The 26,600-nt window shown below is 62.4% G+C and carries 30 protein-coding genes; 12 read left to right on the top strand and 18 right to left on the bottom strand.

Annotation, left to right across the window (positions count from 1 at the left end; all coding sequences use genetic code 11):
• Positions 1-54 precede the first annotated feature (54 nt).
• From LB559_RS20175 to LB559_RS20150, 6 genes are all read right to left on the bottom strand, one after another.
• Positions 55-1,146 carry a methylenetetrahydrofolate reductase gene (locus LB559_RS20175; protein WP_063168204.1) on the bottom strand — a complete coding sequence of 364 codons (1,092 nt, stop codon included), beginning with the start codon at positions 1,144-1,146 and terminating at the stop codon, positions 55-57.
• The gene (locus LB559_RS20170) at positions 1,143-1,769 is read right to left on the bottom strand and encodes a methylenetetrahydrofolate reductase C-terminal domain-containing protein (protein WP_013531169.1); all 627 of its coding nucleotides are present in this window, start codon (positions 1,767-1,769) and stop codon (positions 1,143-1,145) included. The genes LB559_RS20175 and LB559_RS20170 overlap by 4 nt, the downstream gene beginning before the upstream one ends.
• A complete protein-coding gene (locus LB559_RS20165) occupies positions 1,762-2,064 on the bottom strand; it encodes a virulence factor (RefSeq protein WP_013531170.1) in 303 nt (100 codons plus the stop codon). Before LB559_RS20165 ends, LB559_RS20170 begins: the two co-directional genes overlap by 8 nt.
• A 204-nt stretch (positions 2,065-2,268) precedes the next feature.
• On the bottom strand, positions 2,269-3,051 hold the full coding sequence (locus LB559_RS20160; RefSeq protein WP_224674840.1) for a formyl transferase: 783 nt from the start codon (positions 3,049-3,051) through the stop codon (positions 2,269-2,271).
• Between the two features lie 93 nt (positions 3,052-3,144).
• On the bottom strand, positions 3,145-3,720 hold the full coding sequence (locus LB559_RS20155) for a DUF4893 domain-containing protein (protein WP_013531172.1): 576 nt from the start codon (positions 3,718-3,720) through the stop codon (positions 3,145-3,147).
• 104 nt (positions 3,721-3,824) lie between these two features.
• Entirely contained in the window at positions 3,825-4,454 is a 630-nt protein-coding gene (locus LB559_RS20150) for a DUF1638 domain-containing protein (RefSeq protein ID WP_224674839.1), read from the bottom strand.
• A 63-nt stretch (positions 4,455-4,517) separates the two neighbouring features.
• On the opposite strand from LB559_RS20150, the gene LB559_RS33190 reads away from it, so the two are divergent.
• The gene (locus LB559_RS33190; RefSeq protein ID WP_013531174.1) at positions 4,518-4,658 is read left to right on the top strand and encodes an entericidin A/B family lipoprotein; all 141 of its coding nucleotides are present in this window, start codon (positions 4,518-4,520) and stop codon (positions 4,656-4,658) included.
• Positions 4,659-4,746: 88 nt separating this feature from the next.
• Here LB559_RS33190 and LB559_RS20140 read toward each other — a convergent pair whose 3' ends face one another.
• Positions 4,747-5,445, bottom strand: coding sequence for a corrinoid protein (locus LB559_RS20140; RefSeq protein ID WP_013531175.1), 699 nt, complete (start codon positions 5,443-5,445; stop codon positions 4,747-4,749).
• Positions 5,446-5,717: 272 nt separating this feature from the next.
• Between LB559_RS20140 and LB559_RS20135 the strand changes: the two genes are divergently transcribed.
• From LB559_RS20135 to LB559_RS20110, 6 genes are all read left to right on the top strand, one after another.
• Positions 5,718-7,292: a trimethylamine methyltransferase family protein gene (locus tag LB559_RS20135; protein WP_024501311.1), complete on the top strand. Its 1,575-nt coding sequence runs from the start codon at positions 5,718-5,720 to the stop codon at positions 7,290-7,292.
• Positions 7,293-7,381: 89 nt separating this feature from the next.
• A complete protein-coding gene (locus LB559_RS20130; protein ID WP_224674838.1) occupies positions 7,382-8,077 on the top strand; it encodes a 4Fe-4S dicluster domain-containing protein in 696 nt (231 codons plus the stop codon).
• A gap of 102 nt (positions 8,078-8,179) precedes the next feature.
• Complete coding sequence (locus LB559_RS20125) at positions 8,180-8,857, top strand: FadR/GntR family transcriptional regulator (protein ID WP_224674837.1); 678 nt, start codon at positions 8,180-8,182, stop codon at positions 8,855-8,857.
• Positions 8,854-10,158 carry a CynX/NimT family MFS transporter gene (locus tag LB559_RS20120; RefSeq protein ID WP_224674836.1) on the top strand — a complete coding sequence of 435 codons (1,305 nt, stop codon included), beginning with the start codon at positions 8,854-8,856 and terminating at the stop codon, positions 10,156-10,158. Before LB559_RS20125 ends, LB559_RS20120 begins: the two co-directional genes overlap by 4 nt.
• Positions 10,159-10,262: 104 nt before the next feature.
• A complete protein-coding gene (locus LB559_RS20115; RefSeq protein ID WP_224674835.1) occupies positions 10,263-11,000 on the top strand; it encodes a dienelactone hydrolase family protein in 738 nt (245 codons plus the stop codon).
• 108 nt (positions 11,001-11,108) lie between these two features.
• Positions 11,109-12,287, top strand: coding sequence for an NAD(P)/FAD-dependent oxidoreductase (locus LB559_RS20110; protein ID WP_224674834.1), 1,179 nt, complete (start codon positions 11,109-11,111; stop codon positions 12,285-12,287).
• Between the two features lie 2 nt (positions 12,288-12,289).
• On the opposite strand, the gene LB559_RS20105 is transcribed toward LB559_RS20110, so the two are convergent.
• From LB559_RS20105 to LB559_RS20080, 6 genes are read right to left on the bottom strand one after another with little or no spacing between them, the layout of a single operon-like run.
• A complete protein-coding gene (locus LB559_RS20105) occupies positions 12,290-12,697 on the bottom strand; it encodes a DUF1801 domain-containing protein (protein ID WP_024501305.1) in 408 nt (135 codons plus the stop codon).
• Positions 12,698-12,737: 40 nt separating this feature from the next.
• Positions 12,738-13,130 (bottom strand): VOC family protein, encoded by a 393-nt coding sequence (locus LB559_RS20100; protein ID WP_224674833.1) that lies wholly within the window; start codon positions 13,128-13,130, stop codon positions 12,738-12,740.
• Positions 13,131-13,168: 38 nt separating this feature from the next.
• On the bottom strand, positions 13,169-13,609 hold the full coding sequence (locus tag LB559_RS20095; RefSeq protein WP_224674832.1) for a DUF1801 domain-containing protein: 441 nt from the start codon (positions 13,607-13,609) through the stop codon (positions 13,169-13,171).
• A gap of 12 nt (positions 13,610-13,621) precedes the next feature.
• Positions 13,622-13,843, bottom strand: a complete 222-nt coding sequence (locus tag LB559_RS20090) for a hypothetical protein (RefSeq protein ID WP_013531185.1) — start codon at positions 13,841-13,843, stop codon at positions 13,622-13,624.
• A 54-nt stretch (positions 13,844-13,897) separates the two neighbouring features.
• Positions 13,898-14,323, bottom strand: a complete 426-nt coding sequence (locus LB559_RS20085; RefSeq protein WP_013531186.1) for an SRPBCC domain-containing protein — start codon at positions 14,321-14,323, stop codon at positions 13,898-13,900.
• Positions 14,320-14,643 carry an ArsR/SmtB family transcription factor gene (locus tag LB559_RS20080; protein ID WP_224674831.1) on the bottom strand — a complete coding sequence of 108 codons (324 nt, stop codon included), beginning with the start codon at positions 14,641-14,643 and terminating at the stop codon, positions 14,320-14,322. The genes LB559_RS20085 and LB559_RS20080 overlap by 4 nt, the downstream gene beginning before the upstream one ends.
• A 156-nt stretch (positions 14,644-14,799) precedes the next feature.
• Between LB559_RS20080 and LB559_RS20075 the strand changes: the two genes are divergently transcribed.
• From LB559_RS20075 to LB559_RS20065, 3 genes are all read left to right on the top strand, one after another.
• Complete coding sequence (locus LB559_RS20075) at positions 14,800-15,360, top strand: RNA polymerase sigma factor (RefSeq protein WP_027160496.1); 561 nt, start codon at positions 14,800-14,802, stop codon at positions 15,358-15,360.
• A gap of 2 nt (positions 15,361-15,362) precedes the next feature.
• On the top strand, positions 15,363-17,477 hold the full coding sequence (locus LB559_RS20070; RefSeq protein WP_224674830.1) for a vWA domain-containing protein: 2,115 nt from the start codon (positions 15,363-15,365) through the stop codon (positions 17,475-17,477).
• Positions 17,478-17,689: 212 nt separating this feature from the next.
• Complete coding sequence (locus tag LB559_RS20065; RefSeq protein ID WP_024501300.1) at positions 17,690-17,959, top strand: hypothetical protein; 270 nt, start codon at positions 17,690-17,692, stop codon at positions 17,957-17,959.
• Between the two features lie 15 nt (positions 17,960-17,974).
• On the opposite strand, the gene bmt is transcribed toward LB559_RS20065, so the two are convergent.
• Positions 17,975-18,997, bottom strand: coding sequence for a betaine--homocysteine S-methyltransferase (bmt, locus tag LB559_RS20060; RefSeq protein WP_224674829.1), 1,023 nt, complete (start codon positions 18,995-18,997; stop codon positions 17,975-17,977).
• Positions 18,998-19,128: 131 nt separating this feature from the next.
• Positions 19,129-19,986: a helix-turn-helix domain-containing protein gene (locus LB559_RS20055; protein WP_024501298.1), complete on the bottom strand. Its 858-nt coding sequence runs from the start codon at positions 19,984-19,986 to the stop codon at positions 19,129-19,131.
• A gap of 230 nt (positions 19,987-20,216) precedes the next feature.
• Here LB559_RS20055 and LB559_RS20050 point away from each other — a divergent pair, with 230 nt between their 5' ends.
• Entirely contained in the window at positions 20,217-21,227 is a 1,011-nt protein-coding gene (locus LB559_RS20050) for a fatty acid desaturase (RefSeq protein ID WP_224674828.1), read from the top strand.
• 91 nt (positions 21,228-21,318) lie between these two features.
• On the top strand, positions 21,319-22,146 hold the full coding sequence (locus tag LB559_RS20045; protein WP_224674827.1) for a phosphate/phosphite/phosphonate ABC transporter substrate-binding protein: 828 nt from the start codon (positions 21,319-21,321) through the stop codon (positions 22,144-22,146).
• Here LB559_RS20045 and LB559_RS20040 read toward each other — a convergent pair.
• Genes LB559_RS20040 through LB559_RS20030 form a run of 3 tightly spaced genes read right to left on the bottom strand, consistent with a single transcriptional unit; the run spans position 22,111 to position 26,504 of the window.
• Complete coding sequence (locus tag LB559_RS20040) at positions 22,111-23,466, bottom strand: M24 family metallopeptidase (protein ID WP_224674826.1); 1,356 nt, start codon at positions 23,464-23,466, stop codon at positions 22,111-22,113. The two genes, LB559_RS20045 and LB559_RS20040, sit on opposite strands and share 36 nt — an antisense overlap.
• Before the next feature lie 9 nt (positions 23,467-23,475).
• Positions 23,476-26,046: an FAD-dependent oxidoreductase gene (locus tag LB559_RS20035; RefSeq protein WP_064993713.1), complete on the bottom strand. Its 2,571-nt coding sequence runs from the start codon at positions 26,044-26,046 to the stop codon at positions 23,476-23,478.
• Positions 26,043-26,504, bottom strand: a complete 462-nt coding sequence (locus LB559_RS20030) for an endonuclease domain-containing protein (RefSeq protein ID WP_063170257.1) — start codon at positions 26,502-26,504, stop codon at positions 26,043-26,045. Before LB559_RS20030 ends, LB559_RS20035 begins: the two co-directional genes overlap by 4 nt.
• Between the last annotated feature and the right edge of the window lie 96 nt (positions 26,505-26,600).

Raw genomic sequence — 26,600 nt, 5'->3', positions numbered from 1 at the left:
TTCTTTATATCGTTGTCTGGTTTCGTTCAAGCGAATGGGTGGCCGTCCGCGCCGTCAGTGCGCGGTCTTCACCATATCCACCTGCGTTTCGGTAATATCGTCGTGCAGTATGTGCTCGAGCCGATCGGCGACCATCTGGTCGTCGCGGCGGATCTCGCGTTTCCATGGCTGGCGGCCCTTCAGCACGCCCGATTCATCGACGATCTCGGCGACATATTCCTCTTGCCGGTAGGCCATCACGTGAACGCCGGAAACACCTGATATTTCCTTCACCTCGTTGATGATGTCGATGCAGAGCTGCTTGCCTTCCTTTTTCTGGTCCTGGGCGCCTTCCAGCCGCTTGATGACGGAATCGGGAATATGGATGCCCGGCACGTTCGAGCGGATCCACTTTGCCGTCTTGGCCGAGGCGAGCGGTCCGACACCAACCAGGATGAAGCATTTTTCGGTGTAACCGAGGTCGCGCACCTTTTGCATGTAGGTGCGGAACATGGGCACGTCGAAGCAATATTGGCTCTGTACGAATTGCGCGCCGGCGGCGATCTTCTTGCCCAGCCGGTGCGGGCGGAAGTCGATCGGCGGCGCGAACGGATTGATCGCAGCACCCAGGAAAAGCTGTGGCGGCGTCGTCAGCTTGCGGCCGGACAGGAACTTGCCGTTGTCGCGCATGATGCGGCAGGTTTCCAGGAGCGACATGCAGTCGAGGTCGAACACCGGCTTGGCGCCGGGCTGGTCTCCGGCCTGGACGCCGTCACCTGTCAGGCACAGCATGTTGGCGACGCCCATCGCAGCCCCGCCCAGCACGTCGCCCTGGATGGCGATGCGGTTCTTGTCGCGGCAGGCGATCTGCATGATCGGCGCATAGCCCATGCGGGTCAAAAGTGCGCAGATGCCGACCGAGGACATGTGGCAGTTGGCGCCCGATGCATCGACGGCGTTGATGGCGTCGACCCAGCCGTCGAAGATTTTCGCCCTGTTGTAGACGTCTTCCGGATCGGCGCTGTCGGGCGGGTTGAGCTCCGTCGTCACAGCGAACTCGCCGCGCCGCAGTACGCGCTCCAGCCGACCGCGCGAGGTGTGGCCGGGCAGTGGTTCGAGCGGCAGGTGGATGCCGGCCGGGTTTTCGTCGCGCTGGCGGCCGATCATGCCGACGCCCCGGTGCTGGCCGCCTCATTCTTGGCGGCAGCGGCGGCTTCGCGCGCGGTGGCCGCCTGCGCGGTCACCCGCAGCCAGGCCGAGGTTTCACGCAGCGACTGGTCGACCGGCTTCTGCACGGTCAGGATCCTGTCGCTGTGCACCATGTTCTGCGAGCCTTCCCAGGCCTTGACCCAGACGCAGGGCATATCGGGCTCGACCTCGCAATTGCCGTTGGCGCGGACACCGCCGCAAGGGCCGTTGCGCAATTGCTTGGGGCAGTTCATCGGGCAAGACATGCCTGTCGAGGACAAGATGCACTGGCCGCACATGCGGCAGTCGAACATGAAGCCCTTGACGCGCTTCTCGACAAATTTGATCGGCCCTTCGACACGGCCATAGCCTATGCCTTTCCATAAGGGATGGAGGAGCAGGAACATGTCGGCGAATTTGGCGTAGAACCATTCGAGTAATCGCGAGTGCCGCACCGACCATAATCTGACCGCGAAGGAACGCTGCACGCGCCGCTGCGGCGATACGTCGGCCGGCTTGTAGTCGGATTTCGGCGCTGCCTTCTTGACCAGAGTGGCCTGGGTAACAGCCGGCCTCTCCTTGGCAGGAATGGTTTCAGACATTTTCTTTGCCGCCCGCCTTGACCAGAGCGACCAGCCGCTCGCGGTCATATCTCGTGTCGATGTCGTTGAATGCCTTCTCGACTTCGGCTTCGAGGTCGTCGCCGACCGGAATGGGATCGGCTTTGCGCCATTCGGCCAGATAGTCGTCTGTACCGCCGGCGCCGGTGCGCATGGCGCACATGTCGATCGCCTCGGTAAAGCGCAGCGGCAGTTCGCGCTTGGCGTTCTGCCGGCCCTTCTTGACGATCACCTGGGCAGGGATGTCGCGCCAGTAGACGACGATCAGATCGGCCATGAATTCTCACTCCTCGAACTATCGAGCATTGCCGCAAGCGCAGTGGTGCCGCTTGTTATGGGACGACGCGCGCGCATTCAAAAGCGACGCATATCGATGTCGTAAAATGAAAGGTGGGTTTATTCGTTTGCGGCGTGTGCCGGCGCCCGGTCCAGCGCGTCGGAAACGCTGGCGCGCAGTATGCCGTCCAGGACGAAAAACGCGCTACCAGATGCCAGTTCTGAGGCCCGTCCAGACGTAGAACCAGATCGTCGGATGATACCAGAGTTTCGAAGGCAGGCCGGGATCGATCGTCGTGAGTTTTCCAGCCAGTGCATCGCTGACAGCCTCGACGCAGATGTCGCGCGAGAACGCCGTCTGGCGTAGCGCGTGACTTGAGATGGTGTCGCCTTTTTTCGATCTGCCGCGCGCCTGCTTCAGCACGCCACCAGTGTCGACGCCAGCGTCGACGAGGTGGACAGTCGTGCCGAAATTCTGCGCATCGCCTGATACCAGAGCCCAATAGCCGCCATTCATGCCGCGATATTTCGGGGTGATGCCCGCATGGTAGTTGAGCACCGGGCAGGGCATTTTGCTCAGCATCTCAGCCGAGATAAGTCGGCAACCGTTGAGCAGCACAACGCCTGGCCGGATCTTCTGGATCGCCTGCAGGCACTCAAGCCCATTGGCCGAGGCTACCTGGATGATCTCCTGGCCTGGTCGCGGCTCAACCTCCAGCTTCTCCTCGGCAATCAGTCGCGCGCTATGGCCGGCCAGGAATCGCTTGCCCAACCTGCTCAGTACCATCGTGCCAAGCTGGCCGATGGCGGAGATCCAGCCTTGGCGGCGAGCCCGGCCACGCAGCAATTGCTTTTTGGATTCAGGCGTTTCGAGGACGACGCTGACAGGACCTACGCGGTCGGCGATCGCATTGATCATAGCCCAGACATGCTGGCCGCCTCCGGTGACGACCACGATCGGACGCGTATTGGATTCTGATGCTGCCATGGATCTTGCCCCCTCCAAGCAACCGTTCTCGACAATAGACGGGATGCTAGGGTGTCCGGGTTAATCCTTGGTGATCAGCTGTTCGATACACGGTCAGCGCTTGAATTCGATGATATCGAGCTTCGATTCATAGTAGGGCGCCGGAAATTCGATGCGCCATTCCTTGGCGCTGTTGCGGAAGGCGTAGCCGACCTGGTCGGTTTGCGGACCGCTGCCATAGGGCTTTGCCGGATCGCTGTTGACATAGAAGGAGCCGAGATAGATCGCGCGTTTCTCGCCATCGTCGAAGAAACGGCCCCTGGTGCGCTGCGAGCCGCTGATCTTCTCCAGCCGCCAGCCGGAACCGTCATCGGTCACCTTGCACTTGAACCAGCCATAGATGACGAGCGGCAAAGGTCCGCCGGCCTTGATGGTGCGGCACTGCCAGTTGCCGGTCAGGTCCTTGTCGGAAAAGGCCACCAGCGGCTTTGCCAACAGGGCATCGAGTTGCTTGACCTCGGCCGGGTTGCCTGTCTTCGCCTCGGCAAGGGCTGCCTTGCGGGTCTCGCCATATTTGTCGAGCCGCGTCTTGTCGGCCGGGGTGATGAGTTTCTGTATCTCGCCGTCGGCATGGGCGGGCAGGGCCAAACAGAGGAGGCCGAGTGCAGCTATCAAGAGGCGAGGGGTCATCAGTACGTTTCCATGGCTGGCAGTCTGTTTGCTTGTGGCGCACACCTTACCCGTCCACGGCGGCCTGTCATCCAGGCTCGGGTCATCGCGGGGCAAGAATTGCTTCAGGCGCGTGCAGCCGCCTGCGCCATTCCGGCCGTCAGGTCGCCATAACCGGTGGCGCGGCGTTCATAGACGAGACCGAGCATTCTGGCGGCTTTTTCGGCGATCTTGTCGAGTTCCGGATCGTTGGTCTGGGCGAGGTAGATCAGCTTCTCGTAATTGCCGAAATAGTCCTTGATCAACTCCGGGTGCTTGTCGAGGCCGAGCGGTTTCATGAAGAAAGCGTCGAACTGCCGGCAGAGGAAGTCGGTCATGTAGAACGACATCATGTCGTCGTCTGCGACTTTCGCATAGGCCTCCATGCTCTGGTAGAAGGCGAAGCAATGCGGGCCGGCCATGCGCTCGACGCCATGCTTCTCGCAGATGCGGTCGAGCAGACCGCCGGTGCCGCAATCGGCATAGCCGACGAAGATGTTGCTGTAGCCTTCCGTCTTGGCTTTTTCGATCGCCTTGTCCATGGCCGGTGCGATGCGGTCCGGGTAGAAATGGAATTCCGCCGGCAGGCAGGTCAGGTCGAGGTGATCCAGCCCGAGCTGTTCCTTGACGGCCAGAACTTCGCGCGCAATCATCCCGCAGGCGATGACGAGCAGCCTGTCGTCTTGATTCGGTTTCGTTTTTTGCGTCTTGGCCATGGAACCAGTCGAGCGGCCTTCGTTGTTGTGGCGCTAATTTATCTGTTGAGGGAGACACCGTCCATGAAACTGCTGCGCATCACGCCGATTGCCATCCTGGCCTGCGCCTTGGCCCTTGCGGCCTGCGCGAACACCGTCCGTGGCGTCGGCAGGGATGTCAAATCGACGGCCAAGGCGGTCGAGGACACCGTCACCAAGCCCTGATCCGCACGCGGCCACCTCATCATCTGGTAACAAAAAAGCCGCGCTGCAAGGGCGCGGCTTCTCCTGTCGTCCAGGCCGAATTGGCCAATCAGGCCGAAGCGCGCACATTGTGCTTGCGCTTCATGAAGTCCTTGGCGGTCTCGACCGCCACCGCCGCGTCGCGGCAATAGGCATCGGCGCCGACGGCCTTGCCGAATTCCTCGTTCAGCGGTGCGCCGCCGACCAGCACGACATAATCGTCGCGGATGCCCTTTTCCTTCATCGTGTCGATGACGACCTTCATATAGGGCATGGTCGTGGTCAGCAGTGCGGACATGCCGATGATGTCGGGCTGGTGCTGTTCGATCGCATCGAGATATTTCTCGACCGCATTGTTGATGCCGAGATCGATGACGTCGAAGCCAGCGCCCTCCATCATCATGCCGACAAGGTTCTTGCCGATATCGTGGATGTCGCCCTTGACGGTGCCGATGACCATCTTGCCCTGCTTGGGCGCGCCGGTGGCGGCGAGCAGCGGGCGCAGGATGAACATGCCCGCCTTCATCGCATTGGCGGAAAGCAGCACTTCCGGCACGAACAGGATGCCGTCGCGAAAATCCTCGCCGACGATGCGCATGCCTTCGACCAGCGCCTCGGTCAGCACCTTGTAAGGCGCCCAGCCGCGCTCGAGCAGGATGTTGGTGCCTTCTTCGATCTCTTCCTTCAGCCCGTCATAGAGATCGTCGTGCATCTGCTGCACCAACTCGTCGTCGGAAAGTTCGGAAAGGATGATCTCGTCGTCGGACATTTGTATCGAGCTCCTGCCGGCATCGCGACCATGTCGCAAGGCACATATCTTCGCGTTCATACCTAACCCGCTGAGGGCATGTATCCATAGCTGATTTGCGACTTCCCGCAAAAGGAAAGCGACCGTAACTCTCTTGGAATTCTTGTCGATTTTGCGACAGGCGTTGGCGCTGGCGGGCCGTTTCGAATAGGGTGCATGGCTACGATCTGGCAAGAAGCGGCGAGAGCAGCCGCTATGGATTCCAGACAAGAACAGATTCAGGGAAGAACACCATGAGCGAACACGCGGCAGTCGATCAGGAAGCGTCAAACGCGCGACGTGGGCGCGGCGCCAGCGGCGGGGCTGCTGCCCGGCGGGCCGCGCGTTCGGGCGGAGGCCCGGGCACGCAGCTCACCTACATCAAGCGCAAGATCAACGTTTACGAGGTGCTGGACGAGGAAGGCCTGGCGCTGATCGAGAAGAACACCGACACGGTGCTCGAGGAGATCGGCATCATCTTCCGCGACGATGCAGAAGCGCTGCAACTGTGGAAAGAGGCCGGCGCCGACGTCAAGGGCGAGCGCGTGCATTTCCCGAAGGGGCTGTGCCGTTCGCTGCTCAAGACCGCACCGTCCGTCTACACCCAGCACGCCCGCAATTCCGAGCGTTCGGTGCAGATCGGTGGCAATGCCACCGTGTTCGCGCCGGTCTATGGCCCGCCCTTCGTGCGTGACCTCGACGGTGTCAGGCGCTACGCGACGATCGAGGATTTCCAGAATTTCGTTAAGCTCGCCTATATGGCGCCGTCGATCCACCATTCGGGCGGCACGGTATGCGAGCCGGTCGATGTGCCGGTCAACAAGCGCCACCTCGACATGATCTACAGCCACATCAAATATTCCGATAAGCCGTTTATGGGCTCGGTGACCGCGCCGGAACGCGCCGAGGACACCGTCGCCATGGCCAAGATCGTGTTCGGCGACGATTTCGTCGAGAACAACACGGTGCTGACCAGCCTGATCAACGCCAACTCGCCGATGGTGTTCGACGAGACCATGCTCGGCGCGCTGAAGGTCTATGCGCGCCACAACCAGGCCTGCATCGTCACGCCGTTCATCCTCGCCGGCGCGATGAGCCCGGTGACGGTTGCCGGCACGCTGACGCAGGTTCTGGCCGAAGTGCTGGCCGGCGCCTCGTTCACGCAGCTCATCCGGCCAGGCGCACCGGTGCTGTTCGGTACCTTCGCCTCGTCGATCTCGATGCAGTCGGGGGCGCCGACCTTCGGCACGCCGGAGCCGTCGCTGGTTTCCTATGGCGCCGCACAACTGGCGCGCCGTCTCGGCCTGCCGTTCCGCACCGGCGGCTCGCTCTGCGCGTCCAAGGTTCCGGATGCACAAGCGGCTTATGAAAGCGCCAACACGCTGAACTCGACCATCCTGGCCGGCACCAATTTCGTGCTGCACTCGGCCGGCTGGCTCGAGGGCGGGCTGGCCTCCTGCTACGAAAAGTTCATGATGGACATCGACCAGCTCGGCATGACGCAGAAATTCTCCGAAGGCGTCGACCTGTCGGAAAACGGCCAGGCGATGGACGCCATCCGCCAGGTCGGGCCGGGCAGCCACTATCTCGGCTGCGACCACACCCAGGCCAATTTCCAGACCGCCTTCTACCGCTCCAACATCGCCGACAACAATTCCTACGAGCAGTGGCTGGCCGAAGGCGAGAAGACCGCGCCGCAGCGCGCCAACGAACTCGCCCGCCGCTGGCTGGAAAGCTATGAGGCGCCGCATCTCGATCCGAGCATCGACGAAGCGTTGAAGGACTTCATCGCCAAGAAGAAGGGGTCGATGCCCGACGCCTTCACTTGAAAGGAGCCCGAGTCAGGCGGGGCTAAAGTCGCCAACATCATCCACAAGGAAGTCTGGCGGAGCGCGTTCTCCGATCCGGACAAGAAGGGATGATTACGCCCGCCGGCAGCGTTGACCGCATTGCTGCGGCGCTTCTCGCCAACGGCCTTGTTCTTCGCGGCGGCTTCAATTTTACGCCAAGCGATGCGCCGCCAACGGGATCATCGGGTGCGCCGGCAGCGGCCGCCCTGCTGGTGGGGCAGGCGGGCGCGGCATCCTGGCCGCATTTCCTGCGTTGGTGGGAGCAACAGTCACAGGCAATCGCCAATCCGCTCGACACATGGTCGCGCGAAGTGATCGGCGCCGTGGCGCAGGATTTTGGCGCACGGGCGATTTCTCCGTCGGACAAGCCCTATCTGCCGTTCCAGCAATGGGCGATGCGGGCGGAGGGGCTGAAACCGTCGCCGCTCGGCATCCTCATGCATCCGCGCTACGGGCTATGGCATGCCTACCGCGGTGCGCTGCTGTTTGACGACGAAATTCCAGTTCAAGTTGCCGAGGCAGCGCCCCACCTTTGCGATAGCTGCGCCGAGAAACCCTGCCTGAAATCCTGCCCGGTCGACGCCTATTCCGTGCAAGGATTCGCTTATCAATCCTGCCTGGCGCATGTGGGGGGAGCGAATGGCGAACCCTGCCGCAGCGGCGGTTGCCTCGATCGCAATGCGTGCCCCTATGGCACGGGGTATCGCTATCCGCCGGAGGTCCAGGCCTTTCACATGGCGAGCTTCGCACGAGCCACCAGCTGATCCGTTCCCATTGCATGGTGCTCGTTGGCTTCGATGAGCATCTTGACGGCAGCTAGAAGCAGGCCTATTCATCAAGTCATCTGATGACTTATGAATAGGCCTATGCAACCCGCCACCAGAACCAATCTCACCGACAGCGCCACCAGCAGCCTGCGTGCGGAGATCGTCAGCGGCCGCTGGGGCGTCGGCGAGCGCATTCCCAATGAGGCAGCCCTGACCGACCTTCTGTCGGTCAGCCGCGGCACGGTGCGCGAGGCGGTGCGGGTGCTGGTCTCGCAAGGATTGCTGGATACGCGCCAGGGCTCGGGCACATATGTGCGCTCTACCGTCGATGCCTCTGCCGCGCTCGACCGGGTCAAGCGCACCGGCCTGCGCGATCAGTGGGAGGCGCGGGCGGCGCTCGACCTGGAGGCGGCACGGCTCGCCGCCATGCGCCACACGCCAGCCGATCTTGAGACGATGCGGCAACTGCTTGCCGAACGCGGCACCGTCGCGGGCGGCGGAAGCGATGCCTTCATCCGGCGCGATCTCGCTTTCCACAAATCGGTTGTCGCGGCGTCCGGCAACAAAGCGATGATGGAGCTCTACGACTTCTTCACCGCCGCCATCACCGAGACCATCCATGGCACCATCGACGGCGATCTGCCCGAACCGGACCACCAGGCGCATGCGGCAATCGTCGACGCCATTGCCGCGAGCAATCCCGAGCGCGCCGTTGCCGCCGTTCGCGCCTTCATGGCGCCGGTGCTTGCCCAACTTGAAAGACTGCTTTCGCAATGAACCAGAGTTTTCGTCAGCCTGACCCGACGGCGCAATCCGCCGCCATCGAGGGTCTGGAACTCATCGATGCCGAGGCCGACAGCCTGCCCGCGCCGCAGCCGTCTGAACTGCGCAGCCGTGCGGCGCGCATCGTGCTTGGCGCGAGCCTTGTGCTGATCGCCTTCAGCCTGCGGCCGCTGTTTTCCAGCCTGTCGGTACTGCTGCCCGAGGTGATGCAGGCAACCGGACTGTCGACGACGGGCGCCAGCCTGCTGACGACGCTGCCCGTTCTGTGCCTGGGTCTGTTCGCGCCCTTCGCGCCAAGACTTGCCCAGCGCTATGGAGCCGAGCGCACTTTGCTCGGGGCGCTCACCTTGCTGGTGCTGGGAACCGGCCTGCGCTGGTTCGGTACGGTTCCCCTGCTGTTTGTCGCCACCTTCCTTGCCGGCGGCGCCATTGCCATCGGCAATGTGCTGCTGCCGGGCCTGGTGAAGCGAGATTTCGCCGACAAGGCCGCCGTCATGACCGGGCTCTACACCATGGCGCTCTGTGCCGGCTCGGCGGCGGCCGCCGGCTTCACACTGCCGATCGAGCATTTTGTCACCGGTTCGTGGTCCGGGGCACTTGCTGCCTGGGCGGTGCCTACACTGGTCGTGCTTTTGATCTGGATTCCGCAGGCGCTGGGCAGCCGTCGGCAGGTCAGTCATCGGGGCTTTCGCTTCGTTGGTCTCTGGCGCGATCGCCTGGCTTGGCAGGTGACGCTGTTCATGGGCCTGCAGTCGGCACTTGCCTATTGCATCTTCGGTTGGCTGGCGCCGATCCTGCGCGAGCGTGGCTTCGATGCGGCCACCGCCGGCGCCATGGTTTCGGTCTCTGTCATGGCGCAGGTCATCACCTGCCTCGCCGTGCCGTCCTTCGCGATGCGGCTGAAAGACCAGCGCGGCATCAATGTGGCGCTCGTTGCCACGGCGGTGATCGCGCTCCTCGGCATTCTGTTCGCACCGACCTCGACCGTGCTGTTCTGGGCGATCCTGCAAGGCATCGGGCAGGGCGGCCTGATCGCGGCTGCCATGGGCCTAATCGTGCTGCGTTCGCCGGATTCGCATGTCGCCGCGCATCTTTCAGGCATGGCGCAAGGCGTCGGCTATGTGTTGGCGGCATTCGGCCCGCTGCTGGTGGGCCTGATCCGCGACTGGACCGGCAGTTTTTCGGGAACGGCGTTCCTGTTCGTCGCGCTCGGGCTTGGTGTAGCCATTATGGGGCTCGGTGCCGGCCGCGCGCTGCATGTCGGTGCGCGGACGGTGCGAGAAGGCGAGCAATAGCGTCACGCAATCCCGCACGAAATTTTGACTGCCATGCTCAGGGAGCGCCTTGCCGTATAGGCTTGCGCGAATATGTATCGCGCATCTGTCGAACGGAGCGAGCGATGACGAAACACGACCTTCAGATCAAGACCAGGGATGGTGTTGCCAATGCCGGGCTTTTCCGCTCGGCAAACGCATCTCCTGCCAAGGCCGGCGTCATTCTCTATCAGGACGCCTTTGGTCCGCGGCCGGCGCTCGACAGTATGGCCGAGCGGCTGGCGAATGAAGGCTATGCGGTGCTGGTGCCCGACCTGTTCTACCGCAATGCACCCTACGGGCCGTTCGACGCCAAGACCGCCTTCGCCGAGGAAAAGACCAAAATCCCGCTGATGGCGCTGGTCACCGGCACGACGCAGGACATGACCATCAGCGACAGCGGTGCGTTCCTCGATGCGCTTGCTGCCGAGGGCATTACCGGGCCGATCGGCACCATCGGCTATTGCATGGGCGGCGGTCGATCATTGAATGCGGCTGCAACCTATCCCGAACGGATAAAAGCGGCCGCAAGCTTCCATGGCGGCAATCTCGCCAGCGACGCCGCCGACAGCCCGCATCGCAAGGCAGCCTCGATCAAGGCGCGCGTCTATGTCGGCACATCCGGCGTCGACAGGAGTTTCCCGCCGGAACAGTCGGCGCGGCTGGTCGAGGCGCTCAGGGTTGCGGAAGTAGATCATGTCATCGAGAACTATGCCGGCATGGCGCATGGCTGGTGCGTGCCCGATCACAGCGTTTTCAATGCCGCGGGCGCGGAACGCCACTGGAAGCGCTTGACGACGTTGTTCGCAGAGACGCTGATCTGAGCCTTTGATTGGCTGTTCTTGCCTGTTGGCTGTCCGCCCCGTTCGCGGTATCAGGCAGCACAAATGCGCTGCGCCGGATGAGTGGGCCGAGCGGGAACGAACAGCCTGATGCAATCCTATGATGTCGTGATCATCGGCGCGGGTGCCGCCGGAATGATGTGCGCCGTGGAGGCGGCCAAGCGCGGCCGTTCTGTGCTGATCCTCGATCATGCGGCGGCGCCTGGCGAGAAGATCCGCATCTCCGGCGGGGGCCGGTGCAATTTCACCAACATCCATGCCAGCCCGAAGAATTTTCTGTCGGGCAATCCGCATTTCTGCATTTCGGCGCTCAGCCGCTATACGCAACGCGATTTCATCGCCCTCGTCGAACGCCACCGCATCGCCTATCACGAAAAGACGCTTGGGCAGTTGTTCTGCGACGGCTCCGCACGCCAGATCATCGACATGCTGGTCTCGGAAATGCAGGACAAGGGCGCCGAACTGGTGCTGTCGACCAGCGTTGAGGATGTCCGCAAAACCGTGGAGGGGTTTGTGCTCACTCTCTCCACGGGCACGATTAGGTGCCAGTCTCTGGTCGTGGCCTGCGGCGGCAAGTCGATCCCCAATATGGGGGCGACCGGTTTCGGCTACGAGCTTGCCGAACGGTTTGGGCTTGCCATCGTCGAAACGCGGCCGGCGCTGGTGCCGCTGACCTTCGACGCAAACACGCTCGAACGGCTGGCGCCGCTGGCCGGCAACGCCGTCGACGCGGAAGTCGCCTGCGGCAAGACGCAGTTCTCCGAAGCGATGCTGTTCACGCATCGCGGCGTCAGCGGACCATCCATCCTGCAGATCTCGTCCTATTGGCGCGAGGGCGACGAAATCCGCATCGCCATGCTGCCGGGAGTTGATGTGGCGGACCTCATTCGTAGTGCCAAGCGCGGTAATGGGCGGCAGGCGGTGCAGACCGTGCTGGCAAATCACCTGCCGAAGCGGCTGGCGCAGTCGATCGCCGAACGAACCGGCATCGACGGCAACCTCGCCGATCTTGCGGACGCCCAGATCAAAACCATAGCTGCCGCAGTCAATGACTGGCGCATCAAGCCTGCCGGTTCTGAGGGCTACCGCACCGCCGAAGTGACACTGGGCGGGGTCGACACCAACGGGCTGGACCAGAAGACGATGCAGGCGAAATCCGTGCCGGGCCTGTTTTTCATCGGCGAAGTCGTCGATGTCACGGGTTGGCTGGGCGGTTATAATTTCCAGTGGGCATGGTCGTCGGGCTGGGTGGCAGGCCAGGCAGCATAGACTTACTTCCGTGGCTTCGCCCCAGTAGCTGCCGGCGCCTTTTTCTTCTTTTTGGCCTTGTTGTAATCGATGGCGGCACGGACGAGCTCTTTCAAAGCGCTCTCATTGAGCGTGTCGCCCTTGAACACATCGATAGCCCGCCACACCTTGCCGCCAAAACCATTGTTGAACAGCCTGTCGGGATCCGGCAGGCTGGCGCCATGGGAAAAGGTCAGCTTCACCTTGTCCTTGTGGGCGTTGCCGACCACGATGTTGCCGTCGAGGCACCATACCGGGCTGCCCATCCACTTCCACTCCTCGATGATGTCCGGGTCGGCTGCAAGGATGGTCTTGCGGATGTCGGCGAGCGTCTCGCCGCGCCAGTCCGAGAGACCGGCGATCAGCTGGTCGATCTGTTGCGAGGGGGTCATTTGGTGTCTCCTGTGCGTCGACGCGTTCAACCGCTGCCTGTCACCAGCGCGCCAGTTGGGTAATCTGAACGAGGTTGCCGCAGCTGTCGTTCAGCTGGGCGATGGTTGAACCGGTCACCTCGGTCGGCGGCATGGTGAACGCGCCACCCTTCGCCTTGATGCGCTCGTAGTCGCCCCTGACGTCGTCGGTGAAGAACATGACCGCAGGCTGACCCTGCTGGAAGATGGCTTCCTGATAGGCCTTGGCGGCCGGGTTGTCGTTGAGCGCGAGCTGCAGTTCGGTTCCATCAGGCTCTTCAGCCGAGGTCACTGTCAGCCAGCGATAGGGCCCGTTGCTGAAATCGGCCTTCTTGGTGAAGCCCAGCACGTCGGTGTAGAAGCGCAGTGCGTTTTCCTGGTTGTCCACATACACGCTGGTCAGCTTGATCTTCATCGCTCTTCTCCTCTGTCGTATTCATGCGTCTGTGGCCGCTACGGGGTCCAGCCGGGCAGGGCGGCGGCCTGCTTGATCCATTCCGCCATTTGCGCCTCGTCGAACCGGTCTTCGCGGATGTCGATCCAGCGCACATCCTTGCTCTTGGCCGTGCCGCCTGGTGGGATCGGTTGCAATGAGATGCCACTGAAAAAGGTCATCTTCACATAGTGGGTGAAGACATAAAAACTCGCGAACCAGCCCTGGCCTTCGATGCCGTAGAAGGGTGAGTTCCATCGCACGGCCTTGCGGACGTCAGGCACGTTGCCCACGATGAGCGCGTCGAGGCGCTCGCCCAGGCCGCGCTTCCAGTCCGGCATCGCAGCGATATAGGCCTGCACCGGGGCGTCGCCGTCGCCCTTGGCGATTTGCGGGTTGCCGCCGGAGAGCAGCACTGGCGCAGCCTTGGCCTCGGTCGATTGTCCCTGCGTCCTGGCCACTCTGCCCCGCTCCTATCCGCCGGCACGCTGCACGCCGCGTCCCTTGGCGGCATAGGGCAGCACGAACATGTACAGGCCGCTGAGCAGCAGCAGGAGGAGCGGCAGGAGCGGCGAGTAGACCACCCAGGCGGGAGGCTGCCTGAATGCCATGGTGGCGAAGTTGGCGATGACGGTCAGCGCAAAGATGATCGACAGCCAGCGATGCATTTGCCGAACCCACTTGTTCCAGTCCAATAGATCCTCCTGTCAAAACAGCCGGTGCGGACCACCGATCCGCACCTGCGGGTTTCAATCTATCCGCGCCAGGACCTGACTCAGATTTGCAAAGTACTGCCGCCACCCGCTCGTCGCGCCCCGATACGCCTGCTCCTGATCCGGCCGGAAGCCGGACTGTTCCATACGCAACCGGGTGCCTGTACTGGTCGGCACGAGGGTCCAGGTGACGACACTCTCAAGGCCATAGGCCTGCCAGGTGTAGGACAGTGTCTTGTTCAACTCGACGGCTGTTACCTGACAGTCCACAACGATGCTTACGTCAGGTTGCGGTTCCTTCCGCAGCTTGAAACGGTGGTCCACGACCGGCTTGAAGTCGTTCTTCATCAGCCATTCCTCGATCAGATGCGGTTGGGTCAGCGCGCGCCAGATTTTTTCCGGCGGATAGGGGATCTCACGTTCGACGATGACAGAGCGCGTTTCGGTCGCAATGTTGGTCATTGGTCCATTCTTTTGAGCAAATTTTCGAGATCGTCGAACCGGCTCTGCCAGAACGCGTTCATCTGGTTCGTCCAGTCGGTCAGTGGGGAAAGTGCTGCCAGTTGGACGCTATAATGGGTCTGCCGTCCTTGATGGCGATCGCGCACCAGCCCGGCCTGCTTGAGCACGCCGAGATGCTTCGACACCGCAGGTTGAGAGACCCCCGACTGAGCCGTCAGGGCGCCGACCGTCTGCTCGCCTTGCCGGCACAGGCGCTCGAAGATCGCGCGACGCGTCGGATCGGAGAGCGTTCTGAAGAGGACATCGTGAGCGTTCGTCATCCGCGATCGATAACCCTGTGGCTATTGATTTACGTATAACTCTCGAGATATGGATATGTCAAGCGGGGGTGTTGGCGGTCCCGATCCGGCGGTTTCCAAAAAAATCTTTCCATTGCCCCAAGGATTAGCCATTAGCCTTCGTCCAACAGGCAAATGATGGCAATGATGCTGGATGAGAGCGAAGCCTCCGACGCCGAACTGATCGGGCGGGCGAAGGGCGGAGACAGGAGGGCCTTCAGCACATTGCTGGAAAGGCACTATGACTTCGTCTATCGCGCCGCCTATCGCTGGTGCGGCAGGAAGGCCGATGCCGAAGACATCGCCCAGGAAGTCTGCGTCAGGCTGGGCAAAGCGATCCGCGACTATCGCGGCGGCGGCGCCTTCACCACATGGCTCTATTCCGTGACGATGAACGCCGCGCGCGACGTGATGCGAAAGTCCGCCCGCGAGACCGTCAAGACCGAGGCCTATGGCGTCCATGCACTGATCTCGAGCGAGGCGTCGGTCGAACCGGAAGACCCTGCCGAAGCGTTATGGGCGGCCGTCCGGCGATTGCCGGACAAGCAGCGCGACGCAGTTTTGCTGGTCTATGGCGAAGGGTTGAGCCATGCGGCCGCGGCCGAGGCGATGACAATCTCGGAGACGACGGTTTCCTGGCACATCCATGAAGCGAAGAAACGGCTGAAGACGCTGATGCGCGCGGCCGGGGAAGTGTGACCATGGTTGACGACAACGAACTCAACAGACTGCGCGATATAGCAGCGCCGGCGCCCGCCAAGGATGCCAAGGCACGTGCTTTCGAAGCCGCCCTGCGCGCATACGATCAGGAAAATATTTCTGCCGTTACCCAAGGATCGGTTGGCGGGCTTCGTCTCACAGAGCGAGCACAAAAGCTCCGGAGCGAGATCATGCAAAAGAAACTCATTGCCACGCCGGTTCTTGCCGGGCTCGTCGCCCTGCCGATCGCCGGATACGCCACCTTCGATATGCTGAGGGAACAGCCGCCGAAATTCGGCGGCGACGAGAAAATCACCGAGACGCTGGCCGACAAGCCGGCGACGGTGAAGCCGACGACCGCCGAGCCGAAGCCGGCTCGCAGCGAGCTGGAGAAAGACAAGAAGGCCGACGCCGATGTGGAAAGCCGCGACGCGGCCGATGCGCTTGTGGCGCCGGCCTCGCCGCAGAAATCCGAATCGACCGTTGCTTCCGGCGCGGCACAACAGAATGCACTGGAGCGCGGTGTGCTGGCCGAGCCTGCGCCACCGGCACCGACAGGCGAATTCGCATTGGATGGCGCCGTAAGTGCGCCCAGTACGTCGCGGGCCCGCATGCCGGCCGAGTCCAAGCTGATGGCGCCGCAGCAGCCGTCGACCTTGCCGGCCGACCAGATGCAGCCGCAACCGGAAAACCGCGACCGCATCGAGGATTTCAAGACCAATCCGGTGCATGCGGCACTCGAGGATCCGGTCTCGACCTTCTCGATCGACGTCGACACAGCCTCCTATTCCTTCGTGCGCAGCTCGCTGAAGCAGGGCACCCTGCCGCAGGTCGATACTGTTCGCGTCGAGGAGATGATCAACTACTTCCCCTATGACTGGAAGGGTCCGGAGTCGGCCTCGACACCATTCAACTCGACCGTCAGCGTCATGCCGACGCCGTGGAACACGCATACCAGGCTGATGCATGTCGCCATCAAGGGTTTTGACGTCAAGCCGACCGAGCAGCCGAAGGCCAATCTGGTCTTCCTGATCGATGTCTCGGGCTCGATGGACGAGCCGGACAAGCTGCCGCTGCTCAAATCGGCTTTTCGGCTGCTGGTCAGCAAGCTGAAGGCCGACGACACGATCTCGATCGTAACCTATGCGGGTGACGCCGGCACGGTCCTGGAGCCGACCAAGGCGTCCCAAAAGGACAAGATCCTCAGTGCCATCGACAATCTGACGCCCGGCGGCAGCACGGCCGGCGAGGCGGGCATCAAGGAAGCCTACAGGCTGGCGCAGAAATCCTTCGTCAAGGACGGCGTCAACCGGGTGATGCTCGCCACCGACGGCGACTTCAATGTCGGCCAGAGCGACGACGACGATCTGAAGCGGCTGATCGAAAAAGAGCGCAAGACCGGTGTCTTCCTGTCGGTGTTCGGCTTCGGCCGCGGCAATCTGAACGACCAGATGATGCAGACCATCGCCCAGAACGGCAACGGCACCGCCGCCTATATCGACACGCTGGCCGAAGCCGAGAAGGTGCTGGTCGAAGATGCATCGTCGACGCTGTTCACCATCGCCAAGGACGTCAAGATCCAGGTCGAGTTCAATCCGAACAAGGTCTCGGAATATCGCCTGATCGGCTACGAGACCCGCGCCTTGAACCGCGAGGATTTCAACAATGACCGCGTCGATGCCGGCGATATCGGCTCGGGCCATTCCGTCACCGCGATCTATGAAATCACGCCAAAGGGCAGCGGCGGCGAACAGATCGATGCGCTGCGTTATGGCCAGGCGTCGGTGGACAATGGCGGCGTTGCCAATGCGGACGAATATGCCTTCGTCAAGATCCGCTACAAGCTGCCGAATGAAGACGTCTCGAAGCTGATCACCACGCCGGTGACCTCGGCCAACGAGATCTCGTCTTTCGACCAGGCCAGCACCGACCAGCGCTTCTCCGTCGCGGTCGCCGCCTTCGGCCAGAAGCTGCGCGACGAGGATGCGACCGCGAAGTTCGGTTACGACAAGATCATGGAGATCGCCACTGCCGCTCGAGGAGCCGACCCGTTTGGGTACAGGTCCGAGTTCCTCTCGCTTGTGCGCCTTGCCTCGGCGCTGGGCGGTAATCGGTAGTGGTGATGACGGCCGGTTTCTTTCAGATGGGATCGTTCTGACAGGGGAAACCGACCGCGGGCGGGTGAGGCATGCCGGCGAGGGGTTCATTCCCTTGCCGGCCTTTTTTCGGAGAATCTCCAGGTCGTTAAATTGCGCGGCATTTCCGGTAGCGGATCGCAACCCCCTGCTTGTTACGCAGGACAGGTGTACCGGGCTTGAGGGAGCCGAAATTGCAGATCAGGACTATCGCCAACTCGACACCGCCGGCAAGAGATGCTTCGGCGGTTTCATCGGCCCCATCATCGGAATCCAGGCGTATCAGTGACGATGTCGCGCAGGCGCGCCACACCGCCATGTCGGCGCTGACCAATGACCGCTTCCGCATCATGCTGGAGCAGATAACCGATCCGGTTTCATCCGGCGCGCTGATGACGATGCACAGCGACAATGTGGTCGACTTCAAGTCGGCGCAGTCGAGCTACGCCGACAATAGCGAATAATCGAAACCGATAAGCTCAGGCCCGGCTGCGGCGGCGCTCGCGGCGGGCTTCGCTGGTCTCGGCGGTATTTTCCGTCGCCACCTTGTTGCGCATCGGACCGATGCGCTCGACGATCGCGGCAACCGTCGGACGATCCGCCTTGGTGTGCGCGTCGAGCGCCTTGCGCATGGCGGCAAGGTGCTGGAACGAGGTGCCGCAGCAGCCGCCGATAATTTTGGCGCCGCTATCGACGGCGAGCCTGACATAGTCGGCCATCAGTTCGGGTGTGCCGGAATAATGGATTTCGGTGCCGCGGAATTCGGGAATGCCGCAATTGCCCTTGACGATCACCGTTGCCTCCGGCTTCGCCTCGGTCATGTCGAGCAGCGAGGCCAGGATGTCGGACGCGCCGACGCCGCAATTGGCGCCGACACCGAGCGGCGCCTGCGACAGCCCGTCGGTGACGCCGTGGATATCCCTGGGTAGCAGGCCCATCATGGTGCGGCCGGCGGTGTCGAAGGAACCGGTATAGGTGTAAGGCAGGCCGACGCGGATGGCAGCCTCGGCGGCGGCGCGGATCTCGTCGGGAGCAGACATCGTCTCGATCCAGGCGACTTCGGCGCCGCCTTCCTTGAGACCCTCGATCTGCTCGGCGAAGGCGTCGACCGCCTCGTCATAGGTCATGGCGCCGAGCGGCACCAGCAATTCGCCGGTCGGTCCGACCGAACCGGCGACGATCACCTTGCGGCCGGCCTTGTCGGCGACAGCACGGGCGATCTCGGCGGCGCGCTTGTTCAGCGCATGCACACGGTCCTGCGCATGATGCAGCTTCAGCCGGTGGCGGGTGCCGCCGAACGAGTTGGTGAGGATGATGTCGGCCCCGGCATCGACGAAATTCTGATGCAGGCTGGTGATGGTGTCGGGCGCCGTCTCGTTGAGCAGCTCGGGCGCCTCGCCGGCCTCCAGCCCCATGGCGAACAGGTTTGTGCCGGTGGCGCCATCGGCCAGCAGCACGCCCTTTTCGGCCAGCAGAGCATCGATCGGGTTGGTGGTCGTCATCGGATTGGCTTTCATGTTTCGAAGTCGAATAAGGATATAAAGAAGTCTTTATGTGTAGTCAATGGAATGGCGGCAACGCGGCCACCAATGCGGAGGCCGGTTTCCGTCCAAAGGATCATTGTTGCCGAAGATCAGGCAGTGCCTGTTGAGAATGACATGCCGGCCAGTCTGTGCGCGAAGCCGGACGCCTCGTGCGCATTGATGTCGGCGGCCCGGATCAGATTGTCGAAGTGCTGGATCAGCGTCTGGATCGGCTGAGTGGCGTTGAGCACCAGATACATGTCGCCGACATAGATGGCGGCGCGATAGGGTCCGAAGATGGTGTAGGGGATCGAATAGCGCATCCGCCCGTCATAGAGAAACAGCCGGAAGGTCGGGTAGAGGTCGTCGAGCAGCGTCGCCATGTGCAGCAGCTGGGCGCGCCGGTCGGCTTCGGGGAAACGGTCCCAGACACCCAGCCCGCGGGCAAATATCTCCAGCGTGTGGCGCGGCATGCAGACTTCCATGTCGGTCTCAGGCCGCCTGTTGTAGTCGATGCGGTATTGCGTTTCGCCGGCCTGCGCCAGGCGGCTCTTGTTGGCGATGCCGGCTTCGTAGTCGACCAGCGCTTCGGTGCGCAGAAGATCGGGAATGCCGGCAGGCACGTAGCGGATCTTGGTGCCTGCCGCCTCGGCATGCCATTTGGCCAACAGCGTGCGGTCGAAACCATCCGGTGCCTCTTCGATCTCCAGGCTTTCGCGGATTTCGCCGGTGAGACCTTCGTCCTGGCTGAGGCCGAGGAGCCAATCGAGCGACACCTTGAACTCGGCGGCGATGTTGAGCAGTGTTTCGGCGCGGGGCAGGCGCGTCGAGGCGCCCGACAGCAGTTGCGACAGCGCCGAGCGGTCGATGCCGACCGCGGTTGCGAAGGCCGACTGGTTCAGGTCGGAGCGTGTCAAGAGCATTTTCAGTCGCTCGCGGAAGATCGTCGACAGGTCGCGCTTGTCCATGTCCGTGCTCCACCTGGATTGAGGAAAAATTTGCGCCGGAACCGCTCCGAGGGCGGCGTCAGGCGTAAATGAATCCCTAAGTCTGTTTACAATGTATAACATATGCGGTCAAAAATGCGCAATCGCAACAGTTTGTGCACTTTGTCTCGTTGAGTGGAATCATTTCTCCTGACACAATGCTGTCAGGAATCAATTGGGATTCCGGCGACTGAGGGGCAGTGGTCGATAGCATGACGAGCAAGAGCATCAGGCGACACAGCGTACGGGCCATTGAGTGGCCAACCGTGGTACTCGCCTTCTTCTGCTACGCAACATGGCTCGCCACCGGTTTCCTGCTCTGGCCTTCCTATCCCGTCCTGGCGCTCGCCGTCCTCGCCTTCACCGCCGCATTGCAGTCGTCGATCATGCACGAAGTGCTGCACGGGCATCCGACGCGCAACGCGCGGGTCAACGAAGCCTTCGTGTTTCTGCCGATCGGTCTGGTCTGGCCGTTCCGCCGCTTCAAGACCATTCATCTGCGTCACCATGCCGACGAGCGGCTGACCGACCCGCTGGACGATCCGGAAAGCTATTATCAGGCGCTCTGGCAGCATGACGAGCTGCCGCCGACGATGAAATTCCTGCTCAAGATCAACAACACCATGGCAGGCCGCTTCGTGCTCGGCCCGTGGCTGTCCTGCGTCGGCTTCTTCATCGACGATGCCAAGCAGGTGATCGCCGGCGACAAGCCGATCCGCAAGGCTTGGCTGCTGCATGCGATCGGCCTGGCCGTCGTGCTGCCGATCGTTCAGTTCGGCTTCGGCATCCCGCTGTGGCTTTACATTCTGGTGCCGGTCTGGCTCGGCCAGTCGCTGATCTCGATCCGTACGTTCGCCGAGCATCAATGGTCGGACCATCCGGAAGGCCGTACGGTGATCGTCGAGCGCTCGCCGCTGTCGTTCCTGTTCCTCAACAACAATCTGCATTTCGTCCATCACAAGACCCCGACCGTGGCCTGGTACAAGCTGCCCAAGCTGTTTCGCGACCGCCGTGAGGAATGGCTGCGGATGAACAATGGCTATGCCTATCCGAATTATTTCGCGCTGGTCAAAGCCTATGCGTTCAAGGCGAAAGAGCCGATCGTGCACCCGGTGCTGCGGCGTGCGCCTGAGCCGGGCAGGGCCTTCAAGCCGCGCATCAGGGCGCGCAGCATCAGCGGGCTCGGCAGTGCGCCGGTTCCCGCCGAGCCGCCCAAGGAATAATTCCGGCCTACCCGGAATCCGTGTCGGCCAATTCTGATTGGACGCCGCGTTTTCGCGATCCTTTTTCCAGACATGATGATTTGATATCGGCATGAGTGAATTGGTTGCGGCGTTGCCGATGTATGATTGGCCCGAAGTGCGCGATGAGGTCGACGCGCAATGGGTGCTGCTGCGCGATGCGTTTCGGCAAAAGGGGATCGACGCGCCGGAAGCCATCGTGCGGCGCAATGGCGACCTGCCGCCGGTGCCGGGCGGAATTCGCGATGCTGCCGGTGCATTGATCGCACCCGATCCCGCGACATTGCCGCCGGATGAACTCGATTTCCATGGATTGTGGCTGCATCCGTTGCTGCTGTTCGCGCAGACCTGCTGGGGGCCGATGGAACTTGGCCTGTCCAGGCATGTGCAGGTGGTCGGCCAGCCGAGCTATGACGCCTATGAAGGCGGGCAGGGCGAGCTCTATTCGAGCGCTCTGGTGATGCGGATAGGCGAGGGACCGGAAGTTCGATCGCCTGCGGATGGCAGCGCTCTCATCCCGCTCGATCTGATCCGCGGCAAGCGCTTCACCTTCAACAGCCTCGATTCCATGTCGGGCATCATTGCGCTGACGCGCGACCTGCGAGCGGCCGACGAGGGCTTGGACATCTTTTCGTCGCGTAGCGAGAGCGGCGGTCACCGCGCTTCAATCGTCGCCATTGCCGAGGGCAGGGCCGATGTTGCAGCGATCGACTGCGAAAGCTGGGCGCTGGCGCAGCGCTTCGAGCCAGCAGCGCGGAAAGTCGCGATCGTCGGCTGGACCGGACGGCGCAAAGGCCTGCCGTTCATCACGGCGAGGGCAACACCGGAAAAGACAGTCAGGGCAATGCGAGAAGCGCTTGCCGGACTATCCGAGCAGCCTCGTATCCAGCGGGTAGGTTGAGAGCTGTTCGTTGCCGGTCTCGGTGATCAGGATCTGCTCTTCGAGCTTGACGCCTTCGCGCCCGCCAAGCCGGCCGATATAGCTTTCCACGCACAGCACCATGCCAGGTTCCAGCACGCCGTCCGGCGTGTCCGATGTCCAGTCGCTGGCATGCGGCAAGGTCGGGTATTCATCGGCCAGACCGACGCCGTGATAGAGCACGCCGTAGCGCGTCGGGAAGCAGTCACCGGGCGGCACCGCCGAGGCTTCGACGAGGTCGCGAAACGAGATGCCTGGCTGCATCAGAGCCGTGTTGTGTTCGATCTGGTCGGCGGCGATGCGGAACAGGGCGCGCTGTTCATTCGACGGGTTTGCATCGCCGCACAGCCAGGTGCGCGACAGGTCGGCGCAGAAGCCGTAGGGGCCGATCAGGTCGGTGTCGAAGGCGACGAGATCGCCAGCCTCGATCTTTCGCGAAGAGCATTCCTGGAACCACGGATTGGTGCGCGGGCCTGACGTCAGCAGTCGCGTCTCGATCCACTCGCCGCCGCGCGCGATGTTGCCACGATGCAATTCCGCCCATAGCTCGTTCTCGGAAATGCCCGGCTTTAGCGCCTGTTCCATCTCGCCCATCGCCGCTTCGCAAGCGACAATCGCCCGGCGCATGGCGAGGATTTCGTCCGGCGATTTGATCAGCCGCGCGTTCTCCATCACGGCTTCGCCATTGCCGATGGAAATGCCGAGGCGAGCCAGCTCCTCGACGCCTTCGGGATTGATGTGGTCGACGGCGATGCGGCTGTTGCCGCTACCATATTCCCTGACCAAATCGGCTATTCCGGCGGCCCAACGGCGGACCTTTTGCTCGGTCAACTCACCGCCATAGAGATACATCCACGACACCGCCGGCCGCACCTCGTTGACGACGCCGGAATGGTCGGACAGGTGCTCGCAGGAAAAATAATCGAACAGCACCACCGGGCCTTCAGTGGCGACAAAGCAATGCCGCGTCGGATTGTGCGCCACCCAAAGCTGCATGTTGGTGCTGTCGGTGGCGTAGCGGATGTTGACGGGGTCGTAGAGCAGGGCGCCGGCATAGCCGCGCCGCTTCAGCTCGGCGCGGATACGCTCCAGCCGGTATTTTCGCATCGCCGCCAGGTCGGGCGCGGCAATGCCTGCCGCCGCCCACTCAGCCTCGGCCTGCGGGCCATAGCCCAGCACATGCTGGTTGAGCGAACCCGCCTTCTGGCGGGAGGCGTCGCGCAAAGCTTCGATCGAGCCCGGCTCGAACGGCATGATCTTGCGGTGGCGGCCAAAGCTGCCCTTCGGCCCCGCGCTGTCCATCGTCGAACCTCAGGTCCGCATCTTCTCGCCGCTCGGATCGAAGGGCGCTTCGACATTGATGCGGGCCGGGCGCCGGTGACCGAGGATCTCGATCTCGAACAGCCCGGCACTTTCGTCCTCGGCAAGCGCTGCGGGGATATAGCCCTGCGCCATCGACTTCTGCACATAATGCGCATAGCCGCCCGACGTGACCCAGCCGACCACGCGCCAGTCGCCGTCGACGATGCCGCGCACGGCGGATGCGCCTTCGGCAGCCTTGGAGCCACGTATTTCCTTGCCGCCCTTGTCGAAGCGCGGCGCGCCATAGCCATGCGGCTTTTCCACCGTGCCGTAGTCCTTGCTGACCTTGGCCCAGATCGGCTCGTCGCCCATGACATCGGCGTCGGCGGCATCGACGATGAAGGAGACGCGGCGCAGCTTTGGCCCCTCGGCCTGTTCCTTGGCGGCGGCCTCGCGGCCGATGAAGTCGTTCTTCTCGAGCTTGATGAAGCGGTCCATCGCGCCTTCGAACGGTCCATAGATCGGCCGCAACTCGCGGAACCAGGTCGGAAAGTTCTTTTCGAGGCGCATGGAGAGCAGAGCGCGCATGCCGAAATCGACGAGGCCGAACTCCTCCCCGGCGTCCTTGATCGCTTTGTAAACCAGGCGCTCGTAGGCCGGCGCCATCCAGATTTCATAGCCGAGGTCGCCGGTGTAGGTGATGCGGTTGACCATGCAGGGCGCCCCGCCAACAGCCATCTCGCGGAAATCCATGAAACGGAAGGCTTTTGTCGAGACGTCGACATCGACCAGTTTCTGCAGCAGGTCCCGTGATTTCGGTCCGGCGATCGACAGGCCGACCAGCGTCTGGTCGAAGCGGTGGATGCGCACCGTTCCGTCCTTCGGCAGGTGCTTCTCGAACCAGCGCATGTGGTATTTCTGCGCCGCCGAAGAGCCCCAGATCATGAAGCGGTCTTCTGCCGCCTTGGCGATGGTGAAGTCGCCGATCAGCTTGCCGAACTCGTTGAGCATCGGCGTCAGCACGATGCGGCGGGTCTTCGGCATGCGGTTGGTCATCAGCCGGTTGAGGAAATCCTCGGCCGCGGGTCCCGAGACTTCGTATTTGGCAAAATTGGCGATCTCGGTGACGCCGACGCGCTCACGCGTGGCGCGCACTTCCTCGCCGATCGGCCCAAAATCGTTGGAGCGATGGAAGGAGACGATATCCCTGGGTTCCTTGCCTTCAGGTGCGAACCAGAGCGGGGTTTCGAGGCCCCAGCTGTCGCCCATGACGGCGTTGTTGGCCAGCATCGTGTCGTAGAGCGGCGTCGTCTGCGCCGGACGTGCCGCCGGCAGTTCCTCATTGGGGAAGCGGATGGAGAAGCGGCGCGAATAGTTTTCCCGCACCTTGGCGTTGGTGTAGCGCAGGCCGGCCCATTCACCGAAGCGTGTAACATCCATGCCCCAGACATCGAAGCCAGGATCGCCATGCACCATCCAGTTCGACAGCGCCAGACCGACGCCGCCGCCTTGGCTGAAGCCGGCCATCACGGCGCAGGCGCACCAGAAATTGGTCAGGCCCTGCACCGGGCCGACCAGCGGGTTGCCGTCCAGCGCGAAGGTGAAGGGGCCGTTGATGATCTGCTTGATGCCGGCCTTCTCGATGCCGGGGAAATGCTTGAAGCCTATTTCCAGCGACGGCGCGATGCGGTCGAGGTCCGGCGGCAGCAATTCGTGGCCGAAATCCCATGGCGTGTTGACCGGCGACCACGGCTTGCAGGCCTTCTCGTAGGTGCCGAGCAGGATGCCGTTGCGCTCCTGGCGGGTGTAGATCTCGCCCTTGAAGTCGAGCACGCCGATCATTTCGCGGCCGGTCGACTTGTTGAATTCCTCGACCTCCGGCATCGGCTCGGTCAGCAGATACATATGTTCCATGGCCAGAACCGGCAGTTCGACGCCGACCATGCGGCCGATCTCGCGCGCCCACAGGCCGCCGCAGTTGACGACATGCTCGGCCTTCACCGTGCCCTGTTCGGTGACGACATTCCAGGTGCCGTCGACCTCCTGCGTCAATTCCACGACGCGGTTGCGCAGCACGATCTCGGCGCCGAGTTTTTTCGCCGCCTTTGAATAGGCGATGGTGGTGCCGGACGGGTCGAGATGGCCTTCGACCGGATCCCACATGGCGCCGACGAAATTGGTCTCGTCCATCAGCGGGAACATCGCCTTGGCTTCGGAAGGGGTGATCAGCTCTGTGTCCATGCCGAGATAGCGGCCCTTGGCGTGGGCAAGGCGCAGGAAGTCCATGCGCTCGGGCGTATCGGCCATCATCACGCCGCCGGTCAAATGCAGCGAGCAGGACTGGCCGGATATCTCCTCGATCTCCTTGTAGAGCTGCACCGTATAGGCCTGCAGCTTGGCGACGTTGGGGTCGCCGTTCAGCGTGTGGAAGCCGCCCGCCGCGTGCCAGGACGAGCCGGATGTGAGTTCAGAGCGCTCGATCAGCATGATGTCGGTCCAGCCGGCTTTGGCCAGGTGGTAGAGAACCGAGCAGCCGACGACGCCGCCGCCGATGACAACCGCTTTTACGTGTGATTTCATCTGGATAGGTCCGTGTTTGAAGAGATTGAATCGGGTGAGCGGGGTGTGAAAACAAAGCGGAGATCGGATGCGGCCGTGTTCTCGGCCAGGCTGCCATCAAGCGCGGCGAGGATGGTTTCACAGGCCGGAGTACGATGTTTCAGGACGTCATGGTTCCAAACACGCAGGATCGAATAGCCCTGGGCACGCATGAAATCGTCGCGGCGGCGGTCATATGAGCTGCCGGCGTGTTGGTGTCCGTCGACTTCCACGACAAGCCAATTTTTGCGGCAAGCGAAGTCCGCGTAGTATGGTCCGATAGAGAACTGTCGCGTGAACTTGTAGCCGCCAAGCTTGCGGGCCTTTAACTCAAGCCAAAGCAGCGCTTCGGCCTGGTTGTCACCTTGCCTGAGTTTTCTGGCTCGCTGGGTAGTGCCCGTTTTGCGACGGCTACGGGTTTCATGAGCGCCTTCCCCCACTCCGTCGCCGCTTCGCGACGCCACCTTGTATCTACACGAGAGAGATTTCGTGGGATTAGAGCGATTGAGCCAAGGTCCGGGTGGCCGCCCGGACCT

Source organism: Mesorhizobium sp. BR1-1-3, assembly GCF_020165455.1.
GTDB lineage: Bacteria > Pseudomonadota > Alphaproteobacteria > Rhizobiales > Rhizobiaceae > Mesorhizobium > Mesorhizobium ciceri.
Note: the sequence above shows the minus strand (reverse complement) of the source record. Positions and strands in the feature narration are given on the sequence as shown.